The sequence below is a fragment of the Flavobacterium sp. KBS0721 genome, assembly GCF_002007065.3.
Lineage (GTDB): Bacteria > Bacteroidota > Bacteroidia > Flavobacteriales > Flavobacteriaceae > Flavobacterium > Flavobacterium piscis.
On record NZ_CP042170.1, the window covers coordinates 5,395,666 to 5,417,141 of the forward strand.

Consider the following 21,476-nt stretch of genomic DNA (forward strand, 5'->3'; position numbering starts at 1 on the left):
ATGACAGATCTCGAATATAATTATAAAGGAATTTCGACTTACAGTAAAACCAAAGGCATCAACAATCTGGTTCTGGCACATCAAACCGAAATTGAGGAAGTCAATAACATTCCGTGTTTTTTCTGGGGAAATCTGACTGATCCTTATGTTACCGCAAAATGCTGGACTACGATTGCCAAAGTGGTTCGTTCCAGTTTTGGACCCGTTCCGCCAAGTCTTCGCGATCCTATTGTTTCAGCAGGATCTGAGCGCTTGCGTTTCGAAGGTTTTTCGTCTTGTAATGGCGTTTATGTACGACTGGATATGAAACCCGAAGCGATCGACGGTGAATTTATTGCCAACGGAACTACGAATGTCGATTTTAATGATCCGATGCTGAATGCTTTGAATGCGATTCAGAAAAACGAAAAAGTAACACTTGCCGTTGGTCAGCAGGATGTTCAGGTCATTACCAGCAAAACAAAAGTAACCGAGAAAAAAGTGACTTTACCTATGCGCTGGATAAAAGGTTTAACGAGCGTGCAATTGTATCTCGCAGATATGGATATTAAGTTTGAACTGAATAAAATTCAGACGATTCAGTTGTTTCAGAGTTTACCAAAAGGAACTGTAAAAGGTGATTTTTTTATTACCAAAAGAGCAGGTAAATTTATGTTTTCGACTTTGGCTACAGCCGATAGTGTTAGAATTGGTGGCGTGCAAAGATTGCGTTTATTAGAAGGAATTCTGGCTATTGTAGACAAAATCTTCATTTACGAATCGACAGACAAACAAACTTGTGCAATAGTCGCCGAATTTGGAAAAATGCAGCTCTTAATGGCTTTTTCTCCTGATTCGTACCGAGGATTTTCAGGCGAAGGAAATGTACTCGAAACCATGACCGAAAATTTACCTATAGAATGGGTTTACGGATTGAACAGTTTACTTAAATCGAATGAAACGTTTGACCCAACAATGCTTTCTATAGAAAATGATATCGATTTTGGCACAATGGACAATCTGACTTCGAATTTATCCTCGATGGGATTATTAGGTTATGATTTAAGCGAAAAAGCGCATTTCTATCGTCGTCTCCCTTTTAAAACCGAACGCATTTTATCGCTTAACCCAAGACTTAAAAATGCCAAAAAACTATTAGCGAACGAAGATATCGAAATCGTCGAACGAAGAGCCGATTATATCGAAGCCAAAGTAAAAGGTTCCGGCGTTGTACACAAAGTCATTATCGACCACAATTCGCAAAGATGTACTTGTGACTGGTTTACGGCTTATCAGGGCAAAAGAGGGATTTGCAAGCATATTTTGGGAGTGAAAATGATGATTTCTTAAATTATATATTTCTTAAATCCTCTTGATAAAGTTATTGAGCTTTATGAGCGTTTGGTTTTGGCTGAAAGGGAGAAGGTTGGGTATTTAGAAAAATTGATGAAATTGAAATAATATTCTTGATAACGAGAATATTTTATATATAAAATGCGCAATAGGAATTGCGCATTTTTTTTGTTTTTATTGGAATTATGGTAACTCTAAAATGCCTTTAACGATTTAAAATCTTTGTTTATTAATACGAATTCCCAAATGATTTAGCTTTTATTTTTATTTATTAAACTTAAGATTTGATAGACATAGTTTTTACCCTAGTAAACTCATTAAAAATATGATCATAATAATTACCAAATAATGTTGATTTATTAATTAGGCATGATTGATATTGTCTGATTAGCTCTACAGACATTCCATTGAAAATGTTTATAAATAATTGAAAAGCATAATTATTTTTATCAGTTATAGATATTAAATTATCGAAATAAATGTATTCAAGAAATTCAATACTTAAAATTATTACATCAGGGTTATTATTTACTGAAAACTGTAAATTTTCTAACACTAAAAGGTAATAATTCTCTTTTCCATTTTTAAAAGCAGAAAACTCATTTTTTAAAGTTTCAAAGTTTATATCAATTCCCAAATAATTCGATTTCAACAAAAACCTATAAAACGAATAATTACAGTTTTCAAAATAATACGTCAATAGATATTTTTCAGGATTTAAAAAATTATTATTCCCTTTATTCGTCTCAAATAAAAAGACAGCAATATCACTACTAACAATCCTATGATTTTCTCTTATAGAAAGATGTAAGGAATCAATCATATTATCTATAATACTATTTTCGATTTCTTCTTTTCGGGTTAATTTTAAAACAACATCTAATTTCTCTGCTACTAAATCAATTTCACAATTATTATCAATCCAATTTATTATTGATTGCAAGAAAACTACTCTCTGATTATTTATATCATCAGGATAAAAATGATTTCTAACTCCCTCAGTTGTTACATTTACACTTAAGGTCGATTCTGGTGAATTGTTTATTAATATAATTTCATTTTGTATTTGACATTTTGTGTTTTGTGAAATAATAAACTTATGCTTGAATTTAAATTTTAATTCAATTTCTAAATAGTAGAAAAGCACTAATGTGCTAAAATCTAATACAAATTTTAAAATCCCCTCTTCTTTTTGTAATTTAGCAGTAAATATATTTGGTATTGTTGTAAATCTAGAATCTTTATTGTTTGTTAAATTCAAATATGCTTCTATAAATTTACCCTTAAAAACAGTATGTACAATTGCAAGAAAACCAATTCGAGAATTATAATAATCATTTAAAAGATTATCTTTTCTAATTTTTTCGGTAGTCCCAATAGAACCAAATTGTTCAACTAAAAATTTTGGAAATTCATTTATATCATCAGGAATTTTTAATGATTGAAGACCTAATTCATTAATAGGATTCTCAGCTTCATTTGCTATATCTCGAAATAAATTTAATGCATCATTGAAAATTTCTTTAATTTCAATTATACTTTCTTTATTTGTCAATACGTTAACATTTATGAATTTATCACCAACCTTTTTACCTAAAAAGTCCTTCTGTATCCCTTCTGCTTTTACGATTTTTCTTTTTTCTATTTTCCCGTCAACAATATGGATGACCCAATGACCTAGCTCAACTGAATTGTAATTTTCAAAATGATCATTAAATAACAAGGAACCAGCAAAATAGTTTTGCCTTGCTTCAGTATTGTTTTGATCTATAGCTAATTTGTATAAAATTTCAAATCCTTTTTTTACATTATTCTTATTTCTTAATAAAACTCCACTAATTGCAATCCCCAATCTTTCATCATCGTAAACAGTAGGAATTGACAGTGAAATCTCTTTAACTTCATTAAAACTAGATTTTCTCTCAAGCACGGTTAGATAGAAATATAAATAACTAAAATTCTCAGGAAAATTGCAATAAAGTAACTTATCTACTTTTTCAAGATTATCTAAATCATTTATTTTGGCATATAAATCATGCTCTATACGTAACAAACTTTCCTCTATATAATTGCTCTCTTCTCTCCAAAATTTTAATAATTTTAATAATTCCTGAGCTTTCCCTTTTGGTGTTTCCTCTTTATTTTGTAGCAAACTTTGAAGAATAAATATGTACAATTTAAGTGATTCGGAAATAACCGTTTTATCAATGTAAGTATCCATTAAATTTAATGAATCAAGAGGTTTTCCAAGTTTATTTAAATTTTCAGCAATTAGATTTTTACAATTATTATCAATTAAGTTACTCTCTTTAATAGAATCTAAAGATGATAAAATTGCTCCTTTGTCGTTATATCCAATACACTTTAATTCAATTGTTGCTTTTAATAATACTTTTAGATCATCAACATCAAATCTTTTTTCTAGAACTTTATTAAATTGCACTATGAATTTATCATTGCCATCAGTATGTTGTTGGACAATATCTAAAATATCTATTAAAATAAATAAGTGCCGATAGTCAATTATACTTATAGAATTTAAATATTTAGTGTAAAGTTTCTCAATCTCTTCATCTTTTGAAAGAAAATGAAGAACAATAAATTTAAAAAGATAGAATTCTAAATGTAATTCCCCTTTTACTCGTTCATATTCAAGTAAATTATATAATGATAATTCGAATTCTTTTTTATGATTTGTCAATTGACAGTAGAAAAGAGTATAAAACCAGTGAGGTTTTGCCAATTCATTATAATGTTGTCCCACCGACTTAAAATACAAATCATCATTTGTACTCAAATATTTTAGATAATTCAAAAAAAACTTTTGATGTTTTGAAGTATTTGAAATTTCTGTTAACTCTAACCTATTTATATAAACTTCAAGTAAATCTATAGCCTTTACCAATTCCGGATCGTCTTGTATTATAAAGTTTTCTCCTGATACGTATTTTTTTGGAAGTCTATTAATAATCGTAGTCATAAGTAGATCAAGACATATTATCCATGCTGGTCTGTTTTCAAAGGTAACTTCGACATATTTATTAAAATCAAATGACAATTTAAGGCCATAATCTTTTAAATTATTATTTTTTTTACCCAGCAGAAAATAAATTATGTTGTGTTGAAAAGTGTAATTATCATGAACAATTTTAGGTACAGATTGCAAAAAAGATTTAATATCATCTGAAGTTACTGATTTTACAAACCAAGCCGTAAGATTGTAATTATCTAATAGTAAAATATTATTTGCTAAATCAATTGCTTTACTTTTTTCAGAAATGTTTAAGTATTCGATACAAGCTCTAATTTTTAATTCCTCATCTTCATTGTTTAAATTATATGCTTTAATAAAATCTAATGCTGATTCTTCTTTTGGAAAACCTTCTAATTCCCTTTTACAAAGGCCTTTAAGAAAATATATTTTGCTAGTTATTTTATTATCACTTTTACTACTATTTTCATTAACCCTTTTTTCTAAATTTATAATTAAATCCAAGGCTGTTTTTGGTTTAAATGCTAAAATTAAGCTGTTAAACTCATCTAATTGTTTTTTATAATCATTAAGTAGAAGTGACAATCCATCAACAATCTTAATAAGAATATTATTATCACCATTAATTACATCTCCGCCTTGTGTCTCAGCAGAACCAATAATATTTTTATTATACTCCATTTAATTAACTATTTGATTATTATCCCCGTTGATAAAACTTCCACCACCAGTATTTACATTTCCTGTAATTACATTTTTAGTACTTGAAATGATATTTGTGTTTTTTGGTAGTTTTTCAATTAGTTCTTTTAAATAAATTGCAAATTCTGGATTATCTTCTATTGAGTTTTCAATTATTGCTTTTACAATATTTTGTTTTTCTTTATTCTCAGGTTGTTCTTGCAGTTCTAATAGTGCTTTCTTTGGTTTTTCGTCTTTAATAAATAAAGATTTTATCCATGTTATTGCTCCTTCAGAAATGCTATTAATCCCTTTTTCTGTAAACTTTTCATATCCTTTTTTACCTAATTCAATTAAAAAAGGTGTAATAACTGCCATTGTAATTGGTTCCATAATATTTTTTTTTCAACTAATTATTACTAATAAATCTTACTTCTTATTCAACTTCTTCCTGTCTTCTAATATACTCTCATTTTTCTAATTAAACTGTGAGTTTGATCATTATTTTGGAAACATTTTAATCAAAGATGAATAAAATTTTAAACCCTTTTTTACGGCTTTCCATAAATATAGCAATTGAATACTTCTCAAATATATATAAACAAAAGCCTTCAAACCAAGTACAAACCCCTGATTTAAAAGCCTACAAAATTAAATCGCTAAATATATACCTAACAGGTTTTGGAAACCTGTTAGGAAACCAAACTAGATGCCAAAAAAACTTTTAGCATTCCTAGTAGTTTCCTCCGCAACCACAATCCCTGAAACTCCTTTAAACTGCGCCACAGTTGCTGCAACAAAAGGCAGAAAAGCAGGTTCGCAACGGCGTTCGTGGTATTTTTTCAGGAGACTATTGGGTACGTTTTTCGGCAGCATGAATGGCGCATCGGTTTCGATCATCATTCTGTCCAGCGGTACGTATTGAATCACTTCTTTTAAATGCTCAAAACGTTTACTGTCGGATATTGCTCAGGTAAAACCAAGATAAAATCCGTTATCGAGATAGGTTTTGGCTTCCTGCAAAGTTCCGGTAAAGCAATGCACAACGGCTTTTGGCAATTGTGGCAAATAGTCTTTTGTAATGTCCATAAACTTTGTAAAAGCGGCTCTTTCGTGCAAAAACAAAGATTTCTGAACTTCAATCGCCAATTCTAACTGGGCTTTGTAACAGGTTTCCTGAACATTTCTGGGCGAAAAGTCACGATCAAAATCGAGTCCGCACTCGCCTACCGAAACTACGTGTTTCTGTTTTAGTAAATTTCGCAGTTTCGAAATACTCTGCGCATCAAAACTCTTCGCATCATGCGGGTGAATTCCGGCTGTAGCATATAATATTCCGGGATATTCTTTTGCTATTCGTGCAGATTCTTCACTGTTTCTTACACTTGTTCCGGTTAGGATCATTTGCGATACGTCGGCATCTAAAGCGTTTTGTACGACATCGTCTATGTCGTTTTGGAATTGTTTATTGGTTAGGTTGATTCCTATGTCTATGTATGTATTCATATTTGTTGTTTTTTGCCACTAAGGCACTAAGACACAAAGTTTTTTTATTTTTTGAGTCTTTGTTAATCTTTATTTATTTTGCCGCTAAGGCGCTAAGTCACAAAGTTTTTACACAAAGTTTATCATTTCGACGAAGGAGAAATCACACTAGTAATTCCATTCAGGAATTTGCTAATCTTTGTCGAGTCTCGAGTGTGATTTCTCCTTCGTCGAAATGACATAAAATGGGTATTACACCAAGTATTTGCAGTGAAAAAACTTTGTCCCTTTGCAACTCTGAACCTTTGAACCTTCTCTATAAATTTTCATAAAGCCATTTTTGGGCCATTACTATAACTTCTTGTTCTATAGTATCCAGACTAACATCTTTATAATACCAATTGACCTGGCCTGCTATCAAATCATCCCAAGCATCATCAAGAACAGACAGATCGATTATGTCTTTGTCTACATCAAAGTCGCAATAGAGATGGAGCATTCTTTTCAGGTTACCTCTCACATCGTCATGTTTCGCTACTTTATTTAGAAAATATCTTATATGACTTTTTTGAGATTCCTCTTTGTTTTTTGTCGTTAGATTCAATTCTGAGAGAACGGCTTCCAGATAAGGCTGAACTTCACCAGAATCAATTGGTTTATAGAAACAAGCCAAGTTATAAATAGCTTCACTCTCATAACCGGAATTGATCAATTCGATGGCCCAGTCTTCGATTAGATCGATATTGAGGTATTTATACGAATGAAAGGTCAGGATGTAATCTGTGAGTATTTCAAAGTCTTTGTTTACTAGTTCCATGTCTGTTTTTTTTTGCCACTAAGGCGCTAGGACGCAAAGTTTTTTATTCTCTTTGTCTGGTTTTTTTTTGCCACTAAGGCACTAAGACGCTAAGTTTTTTGTTCTCTTTGTCTGGATTTAATCTTGCAATCCCGATAGTATCAAGCAGATCCTCAAAGTTTTTTCCCTTAGTATCTTAGCAACTTAGAACCTCAGCACCTTCAAGTTAAAAATCCCCGTAATATACCTGGAAGCATGGCAATTTTAGATCATTTCTCCAAGTGTCGACAACTTGATTTCTGTCGTCCAGAACGAATTCTACAAAGTATTTATCTTTGATAAACTCGTTATAGATTTCGGTTTTTATGATCGAATCTTTTCGGCTGTCTTTGGTTTTACGCATGATCAGGTCGTCGTATTCGATTTCGTGTTTTTCCAGGAATCGCAATGTTGGTTCTTTGTATCGGTCTTCTCTTCCTGAAACCAGCAATATTTCATATCCCAATTTCTTGTAATTTCGCAACACATTCGCCACCGGATTATTGATTTCGTCTTCATCACATTTACTGGCATCAAAAGGATTTCTTCCGTTCATTAAAGCCAGCGTTCCGTCAAGATCGCAAATTATAGCTTTTGGCAGATCAGAGTTTTGAGGGCAGTATTCCGGAGAATCTTTAAAAAATTGTCTGTGCATTTTTCTGATTACTTTTTCTCCAACCGGTTTTTCTCTCAACGCATCTCGTTCTAGACAAACCGCAACATCTGTATTAACTTCCATAACCTCAATTTCAACCTTTTCATTGAATTTTGTGTTATATTCCTGAACCAATTGAGAAACGCGTCTTAGATTTGTTTCAGATAAATTCGTATCATCAATCACAATGCTTTTTCCCTCTTCAAGAGCATTTACTATTAATAAATCACGTACTTTTTTAACGAATTTTTCGTTTTTATCACTAGTATTTCCGTTATCAAACATTGCGCGCAAATCGTCTCTGTTAATTCGTTTGTAGGTCTCAGGGTTTTCTGCAATTATCTTTTTTGCCAAAGTCGATTTTCCGCTTCCCGGCAATCCTTTCATTAAAATTACTTTTCTCATTTTATTCTTCTTCTCTATTAAACGGTTTTTCAAATACCGGGCGAATCATTTTCCAGATAATCTCCGAATAATTTTTGTTATTCAGCATTGCAAACAAAACTCCCGGATATTGACAAGTCATGAAATACAAAGCCGTTTCTTTGCGTGATTCCAAAACTTTAAAATCTGCCTTACATTGAACTTCTATTACCGAATATTTATTCTCTAAATCCCTTTTGGTTTGTTTTACCCAATCGAAAAATTCATCTGGAACGCGTTCCAAAATTTCTTCCATTGATTGATTGGTTTTCAAATATTCCCAAATATTCAAATTCGAAACCTGAGTGATAATTCGGTGTAAACGAAGGTATTCATCGAACTTAATTTTCACTCTGAAATTGTTCGCATACTTAATGATAAAACCTTCTTTATTGGCGATATTCATTTCTTTTAAAGTCAGAATATCTTTGACTCCGTCATATTTTTCAACTACAGGAAAACCAATATCCTCAAGCGGAAATTCTTCTCCGGATTTTGTATGAATAATGGCCAGTAAAACAAGTTCTTCTGCTGCGCCGTAATCTAAAACAATTCGGTTTTCAGGATAAATAATTTCAAACAGATAGGTTTTGTTTTTATCCAAAAGCGGCCATGAATTTCTGTATTTTCCGTGCAGCATTTCATTCGCCTTATCCGACTGATCGCTTGCAAAAGAACCGCGGCTTGCCATAAACGCAACTTCATCAATCCAATACAAAATTCCCATTGAACCATCCATTTTATCGTAAACCTCAAAAGTCGATTCAGGAAGAATTTGATTTTCCAGTTCACCTAAATTAAAAAACTTAGGAAAAGGTCTTGCAACCACGTTTTCATTTTTATCTAAAATCAAACCTCTGCACGCTAAAGTTACCTCATTCCAAATTCTCTCAAATTGAGCATTTTGAGTATAATTATAAATATATAAATCATGTTCAGGATGTTTGTTTACCCGTACATAATTTTTTGAAATCATTTCTTTTAAAAGCGTTGTATTCATTAGTTCTTATCTTTAAACAAAGATTCAAAAGCAACTGCGCAGCTATTTTGCGTAGTTTTAAAAAGGTACAAAGTTGCAGAGGTTCAGAGGGACAAAGGTTTTTACGCAGATTTCGCATTTTATGTCATTTCGACGCAAGGAGAAATGACAAACTGTACGTTTATTACTTTTATAAAAAACTTTGCAAGACGCACAGCAATACATCTCTACAAAAACCTTTGCCCCTTTGCAACTCTGAACCTTTGCCCCTTTTTTTAATCAATTAATAATTGCGTAACTGCCGCAGCATTTATCGCCCATTGTGCATCGTAAACCTCATCGGCATTTTGATCTTGGATGATTGTTAAACCCTGGGCTTCCGCTTTAAGTTGCAACAAGCTACCAATATTCAATTTGCTGCTTAGTTTTGCTAATAATGCCTGAACTCCTTTAAAATCCAAACCTTGTACAACTTGTCCTCCAAAGGTCATTTCTAACCAAATGATTTCTCTTTTGGCTACATCCAAAACTCCAAAAACCAAACCTTTGGCAACATTTTGCGTTACACGAACCTGATGATCTACACAAGACGGATCGTATGCAACTCCGGTTTTCTCAGAGATTTTCATCGGATGTTTACTGTTCATCCAACCCACAACAAGATTTGGCGTTATACTTCCGTTGCTGAACGCATTACAAGTAAAAGTTACAAATTTTGCTTTGGCTTTCGCCAAATCATCAATGTTGATGTTGATATACTCAGCGGTTCCAATTTTAGCCGGAATACTTCTGATATCACCGCTATGTTTACAACCAATAGTTTCCAATCGGTGGTAAGAACAGATATCGGCTTTATCTTCATACGCAATATGACAGCTTAAATCCATATCCATATGTTGCGCTGGCAAACCTGCACCCCATTGCATGAACAATCGCACTTCGTTTCCTTCAATTGGGAAACGTGTTCCCATTAAAGCAACCGGTAAATCCTGAACATTTTCGCTTCTATCACCAATCGAAACTGGCATATTAAACAATTGCGGATCAATATAGATCGTTTTGTTTTTGTTAGCAATTGCTGCAAATCGTTTTTTCATGGCCAAAACACACAATTCTTCGATCTGGTTTTTCATCGCTTCTAATTGATCATCATCGTACAATTTCAATAAACCGTTTGGCGCAATTCGTTTGTTGGTTCCGCCTAAAGGTTTTACGCTTCTTTGCATGTTTTTATCAAAATAATTTTGAGCATACATGTTCAAAGTAAATACCAATCTGGCAGGAACTTTATCTATAATTTCTTCGAAATGAGCAACGGTTTCGTCTGCACCAAACCATAGCATATTCGAGAATAACGAACGTGCAAACAATCCCGGACGTTGTTTTAATAATGCAAATGTTTTATCGGCATCAAATTTTAATCTTGAAGAGTTTACTTTACTTTGCCAAACGTCATATACCTGATTGTAAAACACATCCATTAAAAAAGCTAATTTTTCAAAACCTTTTCTTTTGCTGTACTCCGCCAAACGAAGCGCTCGGATAAAACGAACCCACATTCCTCTTTTTGGGTGCATCATTTCGCACATTGTTTCAACATCCATATCAAGATTATTCAACCAGGATGCAACCATCAAACATTCTTTTCTGGAATATTTAAGTTTCAAATCTTTTTGAGACGCAACTTTCGCCTGCGCACTTGTATCTAAAGGATTATAAAAATGAGTTGCGTTTTTAGATATTCGTTTGATGATGGTTTTTGGCTCAATAATTTGCAACAATCCTGTATTCTTGAACCATAAATATCTTAAGATATCTGTTGGCGATTTAAAATACTGACACGCATTTTCGGCTTTACCTTCTTCAATTAAAACATCGATTACCAACATCAAAGTTTCCTTCATTGCGATATCTACTTTTGGTAATGGCAAGTATTTCAACGCCATTTTTAAACTATCTGCCTGCGTAGCATCTAAAGCGGTTTTAGATTGCAATAATGATTTGTAGAAATCTTCCAATTCCTTTTCTGACCATAAATCCAAAACTTTTAATTTGCTTCCTTGTCCGTAATTTTCGATTTTTCCAAATTCAAACGGAGTTCCGCAAAACGGACAACCATTGTATCTTTCTAAAGGAAAAGTATTGTTTGGGATAATATGTCCGCATTGCAAAGTTGTTCCGTTTTTTGTTTGAAAAAAATTGGCAAAAAAAGTCGCAACGTGATCTATGGCAGATTCTCCGGTTGGAATATTCCATTCTTTAACCAAAGGCGCCCAGTTTTTAGCTGTTCCCAAAACTTCTCTTAGAACTTCTAAAACCTCAACTTTATAATTTGGGTTTACATTGTTTAAAGCATGCAATAATGACTCAGAAAATGTAAATCCGAGTTTTGAAACATTGGCCGCTAAAACTGTTGTTGTTCCTGATAAATTTTTGTCGTCATTCGCAATCATTTCTGATGGAATGAAAATAGCGTTTTGACGTAAACTGATTTTTAATAATTCTTGTGTTTTCATTTTTTTTATTTTTAAAATTTAGATAATGGCGTTTCTGAGTTCTACCTAAAAGATTTTGAAGTAAGAAACACTTGACCTGAAATTGGAGTGTAATTGATGAACTGTTTTATCTGATGGGTTTCCCCGAGAAGTAAGTTCATCTTGACTCTCCTTTTTTATTAATGATGATTTTAAAACTTGTTCGGACTCGAACCGAAAGTTACCAATTGTCTGAAGTAAGTTTTAATTGACCATTAATTGTGAAACAGGTGGGATTCGAACCCACGACCCGGACATTAGAAGTGTACGAAGTAAGTTTTGATTGACCTTTGAAGGATAATTTCAAAACTACCTGCTCTAACCGCTGAGCTACTGCTTCATTTTAAATTGAATAAAAAGGTAATGGTAGAAGTGTGTACATTGGAAAGTGTTTTCGAAGTAACTCAAACTTGACCTGTTTTATTCTTTTTATTTGTATGAACGTTTGTTTTTATTTTCTGAACAAAGATTTCTAAACTCTTGCGCAATTATTCTGCGTAGTAAAATTTTTGTTTCCTTTTAAGAAATACTATTTGTTTTATTTCCTGAACAAAGATTTCAGAACTACTGCGCAATTATTTTGCGCAGTAAAAAAAGAATTTTATATTTGATTAAAAAACAATATGAATTTAGACCGAATTTATTCTGAATTACTCTCAAATATTGGCTTTTCAGCAAATGAAATTCAGAAAAACTGGATGGATTTAGAAAAGGCATATTCCAAAAAATCAAGGCATTATCATAATCTTGCACATATAAAAGATATGATTGCAAGTTTTGATAACTATCATAATCAACTTGATAATCCGAATGAAATATTATTTTCTATTTTTTATCATGATGTTGTTTATTCGGCTTCCAAAAAAAATAACGAACTCAAAAGTGCTGAATATGCTTTGGCTATTTTGCCTGAAAATACAACACTAAATAAACAATTGGTTTTTGATGCCATTTGTGCTACGCAACAACATCAGCATAATGTAATTGAAGATATTAATTGGCTTATCGATTTTGATTTAAAGATTCTCGCCCGAGATTGGGACGATTATCAAATTTACTTTGAACAGATTAGAAAAGAATATAGTATTTATCCTGATTTTCTATACAAACCAGGAAGAGCTAAAGCTTTGAAACATTTTCTGGAGAATGAGTTTATTTTTCAAACCGATGAATTCAGGAAATTGTATGAGGACAAAGCGAGATTTAATATTGAAAAGGAAATTTTGTTGTTGACGTAGATATTACGTTATGTTAAACCCGACAGGTTTTTAAAACCTGTCGGGTTTGCCTTCAAAGACGATGATACCGAACAGCATATTGTAGAGACGCACTGCTGTGCGTCTCTACGATAATAGGAACGAGAAGATTGGAATAGAAAATTTAATAAAATAGCGCAAAATTTTTCTCTCGCAGATTTAGCAGATAAAGCAGATTTTTTATCCCTTCTTATCTTTTAATCCGTGGCATTAAAAAAACTTCGCGTCTTAGCGCCTTCGTGGCAAAAACCTTAAAACTATGTCTCAAAACAAGAACGCCTTAATACGCTACAAAACGATCGACAAATGTCTGCAAAATAAATACCGGCAATGGACTTTAGAAGATTTGATCGAATGCTGTTCTGAAGCTTTGTTTGAATATGAAGGCCGCGAAAACCCGATTAGTAAACGAACGATTCAAATGGATATTCAGCTGATGCGCAGTGAAAAACTGGGTTATAATGCGCCAATTATTGTTTATGATAAAAAATATTATAAATATGAAGACGACGAATTTTCGATAACGGATATTCCGCTGACGGAAACGGATATGAATGTTTTGACCGAAACCGTTTCGATGTTGAAACAGTTTAAAGATTTCTCCTTGTTTAATGATGTATCGGATATTTTACAACGTTTGGAAGATAAAATCTATGCGGAAAAGTCGCATACGAAGCCCGTTATTTATCTGGATAAAAATGACAATTTAAAAGGTCTGCATTATCTGGATGAAGTATATCAGGCCATTATCAAAAAGATTGTTCTGGTGATTACGTACAAATCTTTTAAATCGAGAGAGGAAAATAAATTTCATTTTCATCCTTTTATTTTGAAGGAATTTAATAACAGATGGTTTTTGGTAGGAAAGAAAAAAGGTTCTCAGCCTATTGCCAATTTGGCTTTGGATCGAATTATTTCGATTGATTACGATTTTAATCTTCCTTATTTAGAAGAAGATTTTGATGCCGATTTGTTTTATAAAAATGTAATTGGCGTTACGGTTAATACAGGATCACAACCCAGACGAATTGAACTTTGGATTGATCCAGTAAACGCCCCTTATGTTTTGACAAAACCGTTGCATTCTTCGCAGCGACTGATCAAACAAAATGAGGATCAAAGTATTATTGTACATATATTCCTTACTCCTAACTATGAAATGGAACGCATTCTGTTAGGTTTTGGTGATGGTATCGAAGTAATTAAACCTGAAAATCTACGAAATCGTATGAAAAAGATCCTCGAAAAGGCAATTTCGCGCTATAGTACTGAAGATAAGACTGAATTAAACGCATGATTTTTTACAAAATGTAGAATTAAATCTTAATTTAAAACCATAAAACGATTTTTACAGCATTAAATTTGTTAAAACTTCAAAAAAGAATAGTATATTTCAATTAAAATTAAACCATAAACCACTCTAAATCAGAGTTAATTTTTTACTAACCAAAAATTTATCATAAATTAATATGCATGCATAGTATTTTTTGATTATATTTGAAATCGATATAGTTACATATGAAAGAGAAAACAATAGATTATATTTTGAGAGCTACATGGCAAGCTGTATCAAGAATGTACAACGAAGAAGCTGCAAAATACGATGCCACAATGGCGACCGGGTTTGCACTTTTGAGTATTGACAAAGAAGAAGGAACTCCGTCTACTGCTTTAGGTCCAAGAATGGGAATGGAAGCTACGAGCCTGACCAGAACATTAAAATCGATGGAAGATAAAGGTTTGATTGTTCGAAAGAAAAACCCAACGGATGGCCGCGGTGTTTTGATCTACCTGACGGAATTTGGAAAAGAAAAAAGAGATTTATCTAAAAATACGGTGCTGAAATTTAATGAAACGGTTAGAAAACATGTTTCGGATGAAAAACTAAAGCATTTTATTGAAGTTTCTGAAATTATCAACGAATTGATTCAGGACAAAAATATATTTAATCAAACAGAAAAAATAGAAAATGAATAATACCACTTCATTCATAGTAATGAAAAGGTTTATCCCAAATTCAAAAAACAAAAACAAATTTTAACGACTTATGAAACGCACAATTAAAAAAGTTGCTGTAATTGGATCCGGAATTATGGGTTCAGGTATAGCTTGTCATTTTGCTAATATTGGTGTTGAAGTTTTACTTCTTGACATCGTACCTCGTGAACTGACAGAAGCTGAAGCTAAAAAAGGATTAACACTTGAAAGTAAAGCCGTTCGCAACCGTGTGGTAAACGAACATTTGGCGAATTCATTAAAATCGAAACCTTCTCCTATTTACAGTCAAAAATTTGCTAGCCGAATCACAACTGGAAATACGACTGATGATATGGCAAAAATTGCCAATGTTGACTGGATTATCGAAGTTGTTGTAGAACGTCTAGATATCAAAAAACTAGTTTTTGAACAAATCGAAAAATTCCGTACTCCGGGAACTTTGGTTACCTCAAACACTTCTGGTATTCCGATTCATTTTATGAGCGAAGGTAGAAGCGAAGATTTTCAACAACACTTCTGCGGAACTCACTTTTTTAACCCTGCGCGTTACTTAAAATTATTTGAAATTATTCCTGGTCCAAAAACTTCTACTGAAGTATTGGATTTCTTAAACGAATACGGATCTAAATTTTTAGGAAAAACTTCGGTTGTTGCTAAAGATACTCCGGCGTTTATTGGAAATAGAATTGGTATTTATGGTATTCAGAGTTTGTTCCATTTGGTTAAAGAAATGGGATTAACTATTGAAGAAGTTGATAAATTGACTGGTCCGGTAATTGGTCGTCCAAAATCGGCTACTTTCCGTACCGTTGACGTTGTTGGTTTGGATACTTTAGTACACGTTGCCAACGGTATTTATGAAAACTGCCCAACAGACGAACAGCACGAATTGTTTAAACTTCCTGATTTCGTCAACAAAATGATGGAAAATAAATGGTTAGGAAGCAAAACCGGTCAGGGATTTTATAAAAAAGTAGATAAAGATATTTTGTCTTTAGACTTAGATACATTAGAATACCGCGCTGCTAAAAAAGCAAGTTTTGCTACTCTTGAACTGACAAAAACTATTGATAAACCTATCGATCGTTTTAAAGTTTTAGTAAAAGGAAAAGACAAAGCGGGAGAATTCTACCGTAAGAGTTTCTCAGGAATGTTTGCTTATGTTTCAAACAGAATTCCTGAAATCTCAGACGAATTATACAAAATTGATGATGCGATGAAAGCTGGTTTTGGATGGGAAAATGGTCCATTCGAAATTTGGGATGCGATTGGTGTTGCTAACGGAATCGAAATCATGAAAGCAGAAGGTTTAGAGCCAGCTGCATGGGTTACTGAAATGTTAGCTTCCGGAAGTGACAGTTTTTACACTGTAAAAGAAGGAGCTTCTTATTTCTATAATATTCCAACAAAATCACAAGTTAAAGTTCCTGGACAAGATTCATTTATTATTCTAAACAACATCCGCGAAAGCAAAAAAGTTTGGAGCAATAGTGGCGCAATCATTCAGGATTTAGGAGATGGAATTTTGAACTTAGAATTCCAATCTAAAATGAATACTATTGGTGGCGATGTACTTCAGGCTATCAATAAAGCAATCGACTTATCTGAAAAAGAATACCAAGGTTTAGTTATTGGTAATCAGGCAGCGAATTTCTCTGTTGGAGCTAATATCGGAATGATATTTATGATGGCAGTTGAGCAGGAATATGATGAATTGAACATGGCAATCAAAATGTTTCAGGACACAATGATGCGTGTTCGCTACTCTTCTATTCCGGTTGTAGTAGCTCCTCACGGAATGACTTTTGGTGGTGGATGCGAAATGAGCTTACATGCTGATAAAGTGGTTGCTGCTGCAGAAACATACATGGGATTAGTTGAATTTGGTGTTGGTGTACTTCCTGGTGGTGGTGGATCTAAAGAAATGGCTTTAAGAGCGTCTGATTTATTCCGTAAAAACGATGTGGAATTGAACGTTCTTCAGGAATATTTCTTAACCATCGCAATGGCAAAAGTTTCGACTTCTGGTTACGAAGCTTTTGATACAGGACTTCTTCAACATGGAAAAGATGTTATCGTAGTAAACAAAGATCGTCAGATTGCTGAAGCTAAGAAACATGCTTTGTTAATGGCAGAAGCGGGTTATACACAACCTATCAAAAGAACTGATGTTAAGGTTTTAGGTAAACAAGCATTAGGAATGTTCTTAGTTGGAACTGATCAAATGGAAGCTGGAAAATACATTTCTGAGCACGATAAAAAAATCGCCAACAAACTGGCTTACGTAATGGCTGGTGGTGATTTATCTGAAGCAACTTTAGTATCTGAACAATATTTATTAGATATCGAACGTGAAGCTTTCTTATCTCTTTGTACAGAGCGTAAGACTTTAGAGAGAATTCAGTATATGTTAACTAAAGGAAAACCACTTCGTAATTAGAAAATAGATGCAAGAAACAAGAAGCAAGACTTTAGAAATATCTTGCTTCTTGCCTCTTTCTTCTTTCTTCTAATAAATCTTAAAAAAACAAAACAAATGAAAACAGCATATATCGTAAAAGCTTACCGTACTGCGGTAGGAAAAGCACCAAAAGGGGTTTTTAGATTTAAAAGACCTGATGAATTAGCAGCAGAAACTATTCAGTTTATGATGGATGAACTGCCTGATTTCGACAAAAAACGTATCGATGACGTTATGGTAGGAAATGCCATGCCGGAAGCAGAACAAGGACTTAACGTTGGACGTTTGATCTCTTTGATGGGATTAAAAGTGGAAGATGTTCCTGGTGTTACAGTGAACCGTTATTGCGCTTCTGGATTAGAAACTATCGGAATGGCAACTGCTAAAATCCAATCAGGAATGGCAGATTGTATTATCGCTGGTGGAGCTGAAAGTATGAGTTTTATTCCGATGGGAGGTTACAAACCAACTCCGGATTATAAAGTTGCCGCTGCAGGTCACGAAGATTATTACTGGGGAATGGGTTTAACTGCTGAAGCGGTTGCGAACCAATACAAAATCTCAAGAGAAGATCAGGATGAGTTTGCTTACAACTCTCATATGAAAGCCTTAAAAGCGCAGGCTGAAGGAAAATTCGACAAACAAATCGTTCCGATTACAGTTGATCAGACTTTCATCAATGAAAATGGAAAAAAAGAAACTAAATCATACGTTGTAAAACAAGACGAAGGTCCAAGAGCCGGAACATCTGTTGCTGCTTTAGCGGGATTGAGACCCGTTTTTGCTGCCGACGGAAGCGTTACAGCAGGTAACTCATCACAAATGAGTGATGGTGCTGCTTTTGTTTTAATCATGAGTGAGGACATGGTTAAAGAATTAAACCTTGAGCCAATTGCCAGATTAGTAAATTTTGCTTCATCTGGCGTTGAGCCAAGAATTATGGGTATCGGACCTGTAAAAGCTATTCCGAAAGCGTTGAAACAAGCTGGTTTAGAATTGAAAGATATTGACTTGGTTGAATTAAACGAAGCATTTGCTTCTCAGTCTTTGGCTGTAATTCGCGAGTTAGGTTTAAATCCGGATATCGTAAACGTAAACGGTGGAGCGATCGCTTTAGGTCATCCTCTGGGATGTACAGGAGCTAAACTTTCTGTTCAGTTATTTGATGAGATGAAACGCAGAGGAAATAAGTACGGAATTGTTTCTATGTGTGTGGGAACTGGACAAGGTTCTGCGGGGATTTACGAGGTTCTTTAGAAGAGATAATAGAGCCAAGAAGCAAGAGGAAAGATTTTTTTTTGAGAAGGAATATACAAGAGCAAAGATTTTAAAAAGTAATAAAAAACTTACTTTTAATTTTGTTATTTCTTATCTTGCCTCAAAAAAAATGAGACACAATTTTAAGAATTTGAAAATTTGGATTTTAGCTATGAATATTACAAATGATATTTATAAACTGACTTCAACTTTTCCAAAAGCAGAAACTTATAGTTTATGTAGTCAAATGAATCGATGTTCAGTTTCAATGCCGTCAAATATTGCAGAAGGTTCAAACAGAGGGAATAAACATTTTCAACATTATTTGAATATTAGTTTAGGATCTTCATTTGAACTTCAAACACAATTATTGATAGCATGTCAGAACGACTATTTATCAAAAGAAAAAACAGAAGAAATAGAAAACAAAATAATTGAATTTCAAAAGATGACCACTGGTTTCATAAGTAAGTTAGACAAAAATCTTTCTTCTTGATTCTTTCATCTTTTATCTAAACAAAAACAAAATGGCAGATACAATCGAAAAAAACGTAACCCGTGGTGGTCAGTTTTTAGTTAAGGAAACAAAGTGCGAAGATGTCTTTACACCAGAAGATTTTTCGGAAGAGCAATTAATGATGCGTGACTCTGTGAAGGAGTTTGTAGACAAAGAAATTTGGCCTAACAAAAATCGTTTCGAGAAAAAAGATTACGCTTTTACTGAAGAAAGTATGCGTAAAGCGGGAGAATTGGGACTTCTTGGAGTTGCGGTTCCTGAAGAATACGGCGGATTAGGAATGGGATTCGTTTCTACAATGTTAGTTTGCGATTATATTTCTGGTGCAACTGGATCTTTCTCAACTGCTTTTGGTGCTCATACAGGTATTGGAACTATGCCAATTACACTTTATGGAACTGAAGAACAAAAGAAAAAATACGTTCCTAAATTGGCTACTGGAGAATGGTTTGGCGCTTATTGCTTAACTGAACCAGGCGCTGGATCTGATGCAAACTCAGGAAAAACGAAAGCTGTTTTATCTGAAGATGGAACACATTATAAAATTACAGGACAAAAAATGTGGATTTCGAATGCAGGTTTCTGTAGCGTTTTCATCGTTTTTGCCCGTATTGGAGATGATAAAAATATTACAGGTTTCATCGTAGAAAACGATCCGTCAAACGGAATTTCTATGAATGAAGAAGAGCATAAGTTAGGAATCCGTGCTTCTTCTACTCGTCAGGTTTTCTTTAACGAGACAAAAGTTCCGGTTGAAAACATGTTGTCTGAAAGAGGAAACGGCTTTAAAATTGCTATGAATGCTTTGAATGTTGGCCGTATTAAATTGGCTGCAGCTTGTTTAGATGCTCAAAGAAGAGTTACTTCTGGAGCTGTAAAATATGCTAACGAAAGAATTCAGTTTAACACTGCGATTTCATCTTTTGGCGCTATTCGTTCTAAATTGGCTGAAATGGCAACTAATGCATACGCTGGAGAAAGTGCTTCTTACAGAGCTGCAAAAGATATCGAAGACAGAATTGCTGCTCGTGAAGCAGAAGGAACTTCTCACCAGGAGGCTGAATTGAAAGGTGTTGAAGAATATGCAATCGAATGTTCTATTTTGAAAGTAGCGGTTTCTGAAGATGTTCAAAACTGTGCTGACGAAGGAATTCAGATTTTTGGTGGAATGGGATTCTCAGAAGACACTCCAATGGAAAGTGCGTGGAGAGATGCTCGTATTGCCAGAATCTACGAAGGTACAAACGAAATCAACAGAATGCTTTCTGTAGGTATGTTGATCAAAAAAGCAATGAAAGGCCACGTTGATTTGTTAGGACCGGCAATGAAAGTTTCTGAAGAATTAATGGGAATACCATCTTTTGATACCCCAGATTTCTCTGAATTATTTGCTGAAGAAAAAGGAATTATTGCTAACCTGAAAAAAGTATTTTTAATGGTTGCCGGAAGTGCTGTTCAAAAATATGGTCCGGATTTAGATGCTCACCAACAGTTATTAATGGCTGCTTCTGATATCTTAATCGAAATTTACATGGCTGAAAGTACTATTCTTAGAACGGAGAAATTAGCCAAAAATCAAGGCGAAGATAAAGTTCAGGAGCAAATTGCAATGGCAAAATTATACTTATACAAAGCTGTAGATATTGTTAACTCAAGAGGAAAAGAAGGAATTATTTCTTTTGCTGAAGGTGACGAACAACGTATGATGTTAATGGGATTAAAACGTTTTACAAAATACACAAACAATCCAAATGTTGTAGCCTTGAGAGAGGTTATTACAACTAAATTAGTTGCAGAAAATGAATACTGCTTCTAATACAAAAATAGTTTTTAGCTTTTAATTTGTTTAAACCCGCACTTATCCGAAACAGTGCGGGTTTATTTTTTTGTTTTTTATTTTTTCACCATATAAGTTATATAAGTTCATTTAGAAATAGAGGCACACAGCAGTGCATATAAAAGAGGTCTGCCCACATTTTAACAGATTAAAATAATCTCTAAAATCCTATTTATAAGTCGCAATATTTTTGCAATGATTTGCAAATTTTGATCAAGATTGACTTTATAGCAT

14 protein-coding genes, 1 tRNA gene and 2 pseudogenes are annotated in these 21,476 nt (G+C 33.5%); 9 read left to right on the forward strand and 8 right to left on the reverse strand.

Annotated features, from left to right (window positions below; translation table 11 throughout):
* Window positions 1-1,329, forward strand: a complete 1,329-nt coding sequence (locus B0M43_RS22495) for a hypothetical protein (protein ID WP_078005483.1) — start codon at window positions 1-3, stop codon at window positions 1,327-1,329.
* Window positions 1,330-1,344: 15 nt separating this feature from the next.
* Window positions 1,345-1,440, forward strand: a pseudogene (locus B0M43_RS24780) (transcriptional regulator); the annotation flags it as partial.
* A gap of 169 nt (window positions 1,441-1,609) precedes the next feature.
* Here B0M43_RS24780 and B0M43_RS22505 read toward each other — a convergent pair.
* The 8 genes and pseudogenes from B0M43_RS22505 to B0M43_RS24545 all read right to left on the reverse strand — a co-directional run bounded on the left by B0M43_RS22505 (window position 1,610) and on the right by B0M43_RS24545 (window position 12,256).
* Window positions 1,610-5,005, reverse strand: a complete 3,396-nt coding sequence (locus B0M43_RS22505; RefSeq protein ID WP_078005484.1) for a hypothetical protein — start codon at window positions 5,003-5,005, stop codon at window positions 1,610-1,612.
* The gene (locus B0M43_RS22510; protein ID WP_078005485.1) at window positions 5,006-5,398 is read right to left on the reverse strand and encodes a hypothetical protein; all 393 of its coding nucleotides are present in this window, start codon (window positions 5,396-5,398) and stop codon (window positions 5,006-5,008) included.
* A gap of 312 nt (window positions 5,399-5,710) precedes the next feature.
* Window positions 5,711-6,511: pseudogene (locus B0M43_RS22515) on the reverse strand (TatD family hydrolase).
* Window positions 6,512-6,806: 295 nt separating this feature from the next.
* A complete protein-coding gene (locus tag B0M43_RS22520; RefSeq protein WP_078005486.1) occupies window positions 6,807-7,307 on the reverse strand; it encodes a hypothetical protein in 501 nt (166 codons plus the stop codon).
* Window positions 7,308-7,512: 205 nt separating this feature from the next.
* Window positions 7,513-8,385: an AAA family ATPase gene (locus tag B0M43_RS22525; protein WP_078005487.1), complete on the reverse strand. Its 873-nt coding sequence runs from the start codon at window positions 8,383-8,385 to the stop codon at window positions 7,513-7,515.
* Window position 8,386: 1 nt separating this feature from the next.
* On the reverse strand, window positions 8,387-9,403 hold the full coding sequence (locus tag B0M43_RS22530) for an RNA ligase (RefSeq protein ID WP_078005488.1): 1,017 nt from the start codon (window positions 9,401-9,403) through the stop codon (window positions 8,387-8,389).
* Between the two features lie 254 nt (window positions 9,404-9,657).
* Window positions 9,658-11,898 (reverse strand): hypothetical protein, encoded by a 2,241-nt coding sequence (locus B0M43_RS22535; protein WP_078005489.1) that lies wholly within the window; start codon window positions 11,896-11,898, stop codon window positions 9,658-9,660.
* Window positions 11,899-12,138: 240 nt separating this feature from the next.
* Window positions 12,139-12,256 (reverse strand) — tRNA-OTHER (locus B0M43_RS24545).
* A 283-nt stretch (window positions 12,257-12,539) separates the two neighbouring features.
* On the opposite strand from B0M43_RS24545, the gene B0M43_RS22540 reads away from it, so the two are divergent.
* The 7 genes from B0M43_RS22540 to B0M43_RS22570 all read left to right on the forward strand — a co-directional run bounded on the left by B0M43_RS22540 (window position 12,540) and on the right by B0M43_RS22570 (window position 21,221).
* Window positions 12,540-13,154 (forward strand): hypothetical protein, encoded by a 615-nt coding sequence (locus B0M43_RS22540; protein WP_078005490.1) that lies wholly within the window; start codon window positions 12,540-12,542, stop codon window positions 13,152-13,154.
* Between the two features lie 277 nt (window positions 13,155-13,431).
* Complete coding sequence (locus B0M43_RS22545; protein WP_078005491.1) at window positions 13,432-14,469, forward strand: YafY family protein; 1,038 nt, start codon at window positions 13,432-13,434, stop codon at window positions 14,467-14,469.
* 221 nt (window positions 14,470-14,690) lie between these two features.
* Window positions 14,691-15,149, forward strand: coding sequence for a MarR family winged helix-turn-helix transcriptional regulator (locus B0M43_RS22550; RefSeq protein ID WP_065450541.1), 459 nt, complete (start codon window positions 14,691-14,693; stop codon window positions 15,147-15,149).
* A gap of 70 nt (window positions 15,150-15,219) precedes the next feature.
* Window positions 15,220-17,610: a 3-hydroxyacyl-CoA dehydrogenase/enoyl-CoA hydratase family protein gene (locus tag B0M43_RS22555; RefSeq protein ID WP_078005492.1), complete on the forward strand. Its 2,391-nt coding sequence runs from the start codon at window positions 15,220-15,222 to the stop codon at window positions 17,608-17,610.
* Between the two features lie 96 nt (window positions 17,611-17,706).
* A complete protein-coding gene (locus B0M43_RS22560; RefSeq protein WP_073395273.1) occupies window positions 17,707-18,888 on the forward strand; it encodes an acetyl-CoA C-acyltransferase in 1,182 nt (393 codons plus the stop codon).
* A 130-nt stretch (window positions 18,889-19,018) separates the two neighbouring features.
* The gene (locus tag B0M43_RS22565) at window positions 19,019-19,384 is read left to right on the forward strand and encodes a four helix bundle protein (RefSeq protein WP_078005493.1); all 366 of its coding nucleotides are present in this window, start codon (window positions 19,019-19,021) and stop codon (window positions 19,382-19,384) included.
* 31 nt (window positions 19,385-19,415) lie between these two features.
* Window positions 19,416-21,221 carry an acyl-CoA dehydrogenase family protein gene (locus tag B0M43_RS22570; RefSeq protein ID WP_078005494.1) on the forward strand — a complete coding sequence of 602 codons (1,806 nt, stop codon included), beginning with the start codon at window positions 19,416-19,418 and terminating at the stop codon, window positions 21,219-21,221.
* Window positions 21,222-21,476: the final 255 nt, after the last annotated feature.

Bases quoted from the DNA above. Each gene is read 5' to 3' on its own strand.
- B0M43_RS22505 (WP_078005484.1), bottom strand. From the start codon at position 5,005: ATGGAGTATAATAAAAATATTATTGGTTCTGCTGAGACACAAGGCGGA.
- B0M43_RS22535 (WP_078005489.1), bottom strand. From the start codon at position 11,898: ATGAAAACACAAGAATTATTAAAAATCAGTTTACGTCAAAACGCTATT.
- B0M43_RS22565 (WP_078005493.1), top strand. From the start codon at position 19,019: ATGAGACACAATTTTAAGAATTTGAAAATTTGGATTTTAGCTATGAAT.
- B0M43_RS22570 (WP_078005494.1), top strand. From the start codon at position 19,416: ATGGCAGATACAATCGAAAAAAACGTAACCCGTGGTGGTCAGTTTTTA.
- B0M43_RS22530 (WP_078005488.1), bottom strand. From the start codon at position 9,403: ATGAATACAACGCTTTTAAAAGAAATGATTTCAAAAAATTATGTACGG.
- B0M43_RS22550 (WP_065450541.1), top strand. From the start codon at position 14,691: ATGAAAGAGAAAACAATAGATTATATTTTGAGAGCTACATGGCAAGCT.
- B0M43_RS22520 (WP_078005486.1), bottom strand. From the start codon at position 7,307: ATGGAACTAGTAAACAAAGACTTTGAAATACTCACAGATTACATCCTG.
- B0M43_RS22540 (WP_078005490.1), top strand. From the start codon at position 12,540: ATGAATTTAGACCGAATTTATTCTGAATTACTCTCAAATATTGGCTTT.
- B0M43_RS22555 (WP_078005492.1), top strand. From the start codon at position 15,220: ATGAAACGCACAATTAAAAAAGTTGCTGTAATTGGATCCGGAATTATG.
- B0M43_RS22545 (WP_078005491.1), top strand. From the start codon at position 13,432: ATGTCTCAAAACAAGAACGCCTTAATACGCTACAAAACGATCGACAAA.
- B0M43_RS22560 (WP_073395273.1), top strand. From the start codon at position 17,707: ATGAAAACAGCATATATCGTAAAAGCTTACCGTACTGCGGTAGGAAAA.
- B0M43_RS22510 (WP_078005485.1), bottom strand. From the start codon at position 5,398: ATGGAACCAATTACAATGGCAGTTATTACACCTTTTTTAATTGAATTA.
- B0M43_RS22495 (WP_078005483.1), top strand. From the start codon at position 1: ATGACAGATCTCGAATATAATTATAAAGGAATTTCGACTTACAGTAAA.
- B0M43_RS22525 (WP_078005487.1), bottom strand. From the start codon at position 8,385: ATGAGAAAAGTAATTTTAATGAAAGGATTGCCGGGAAGCGGAAAATCG.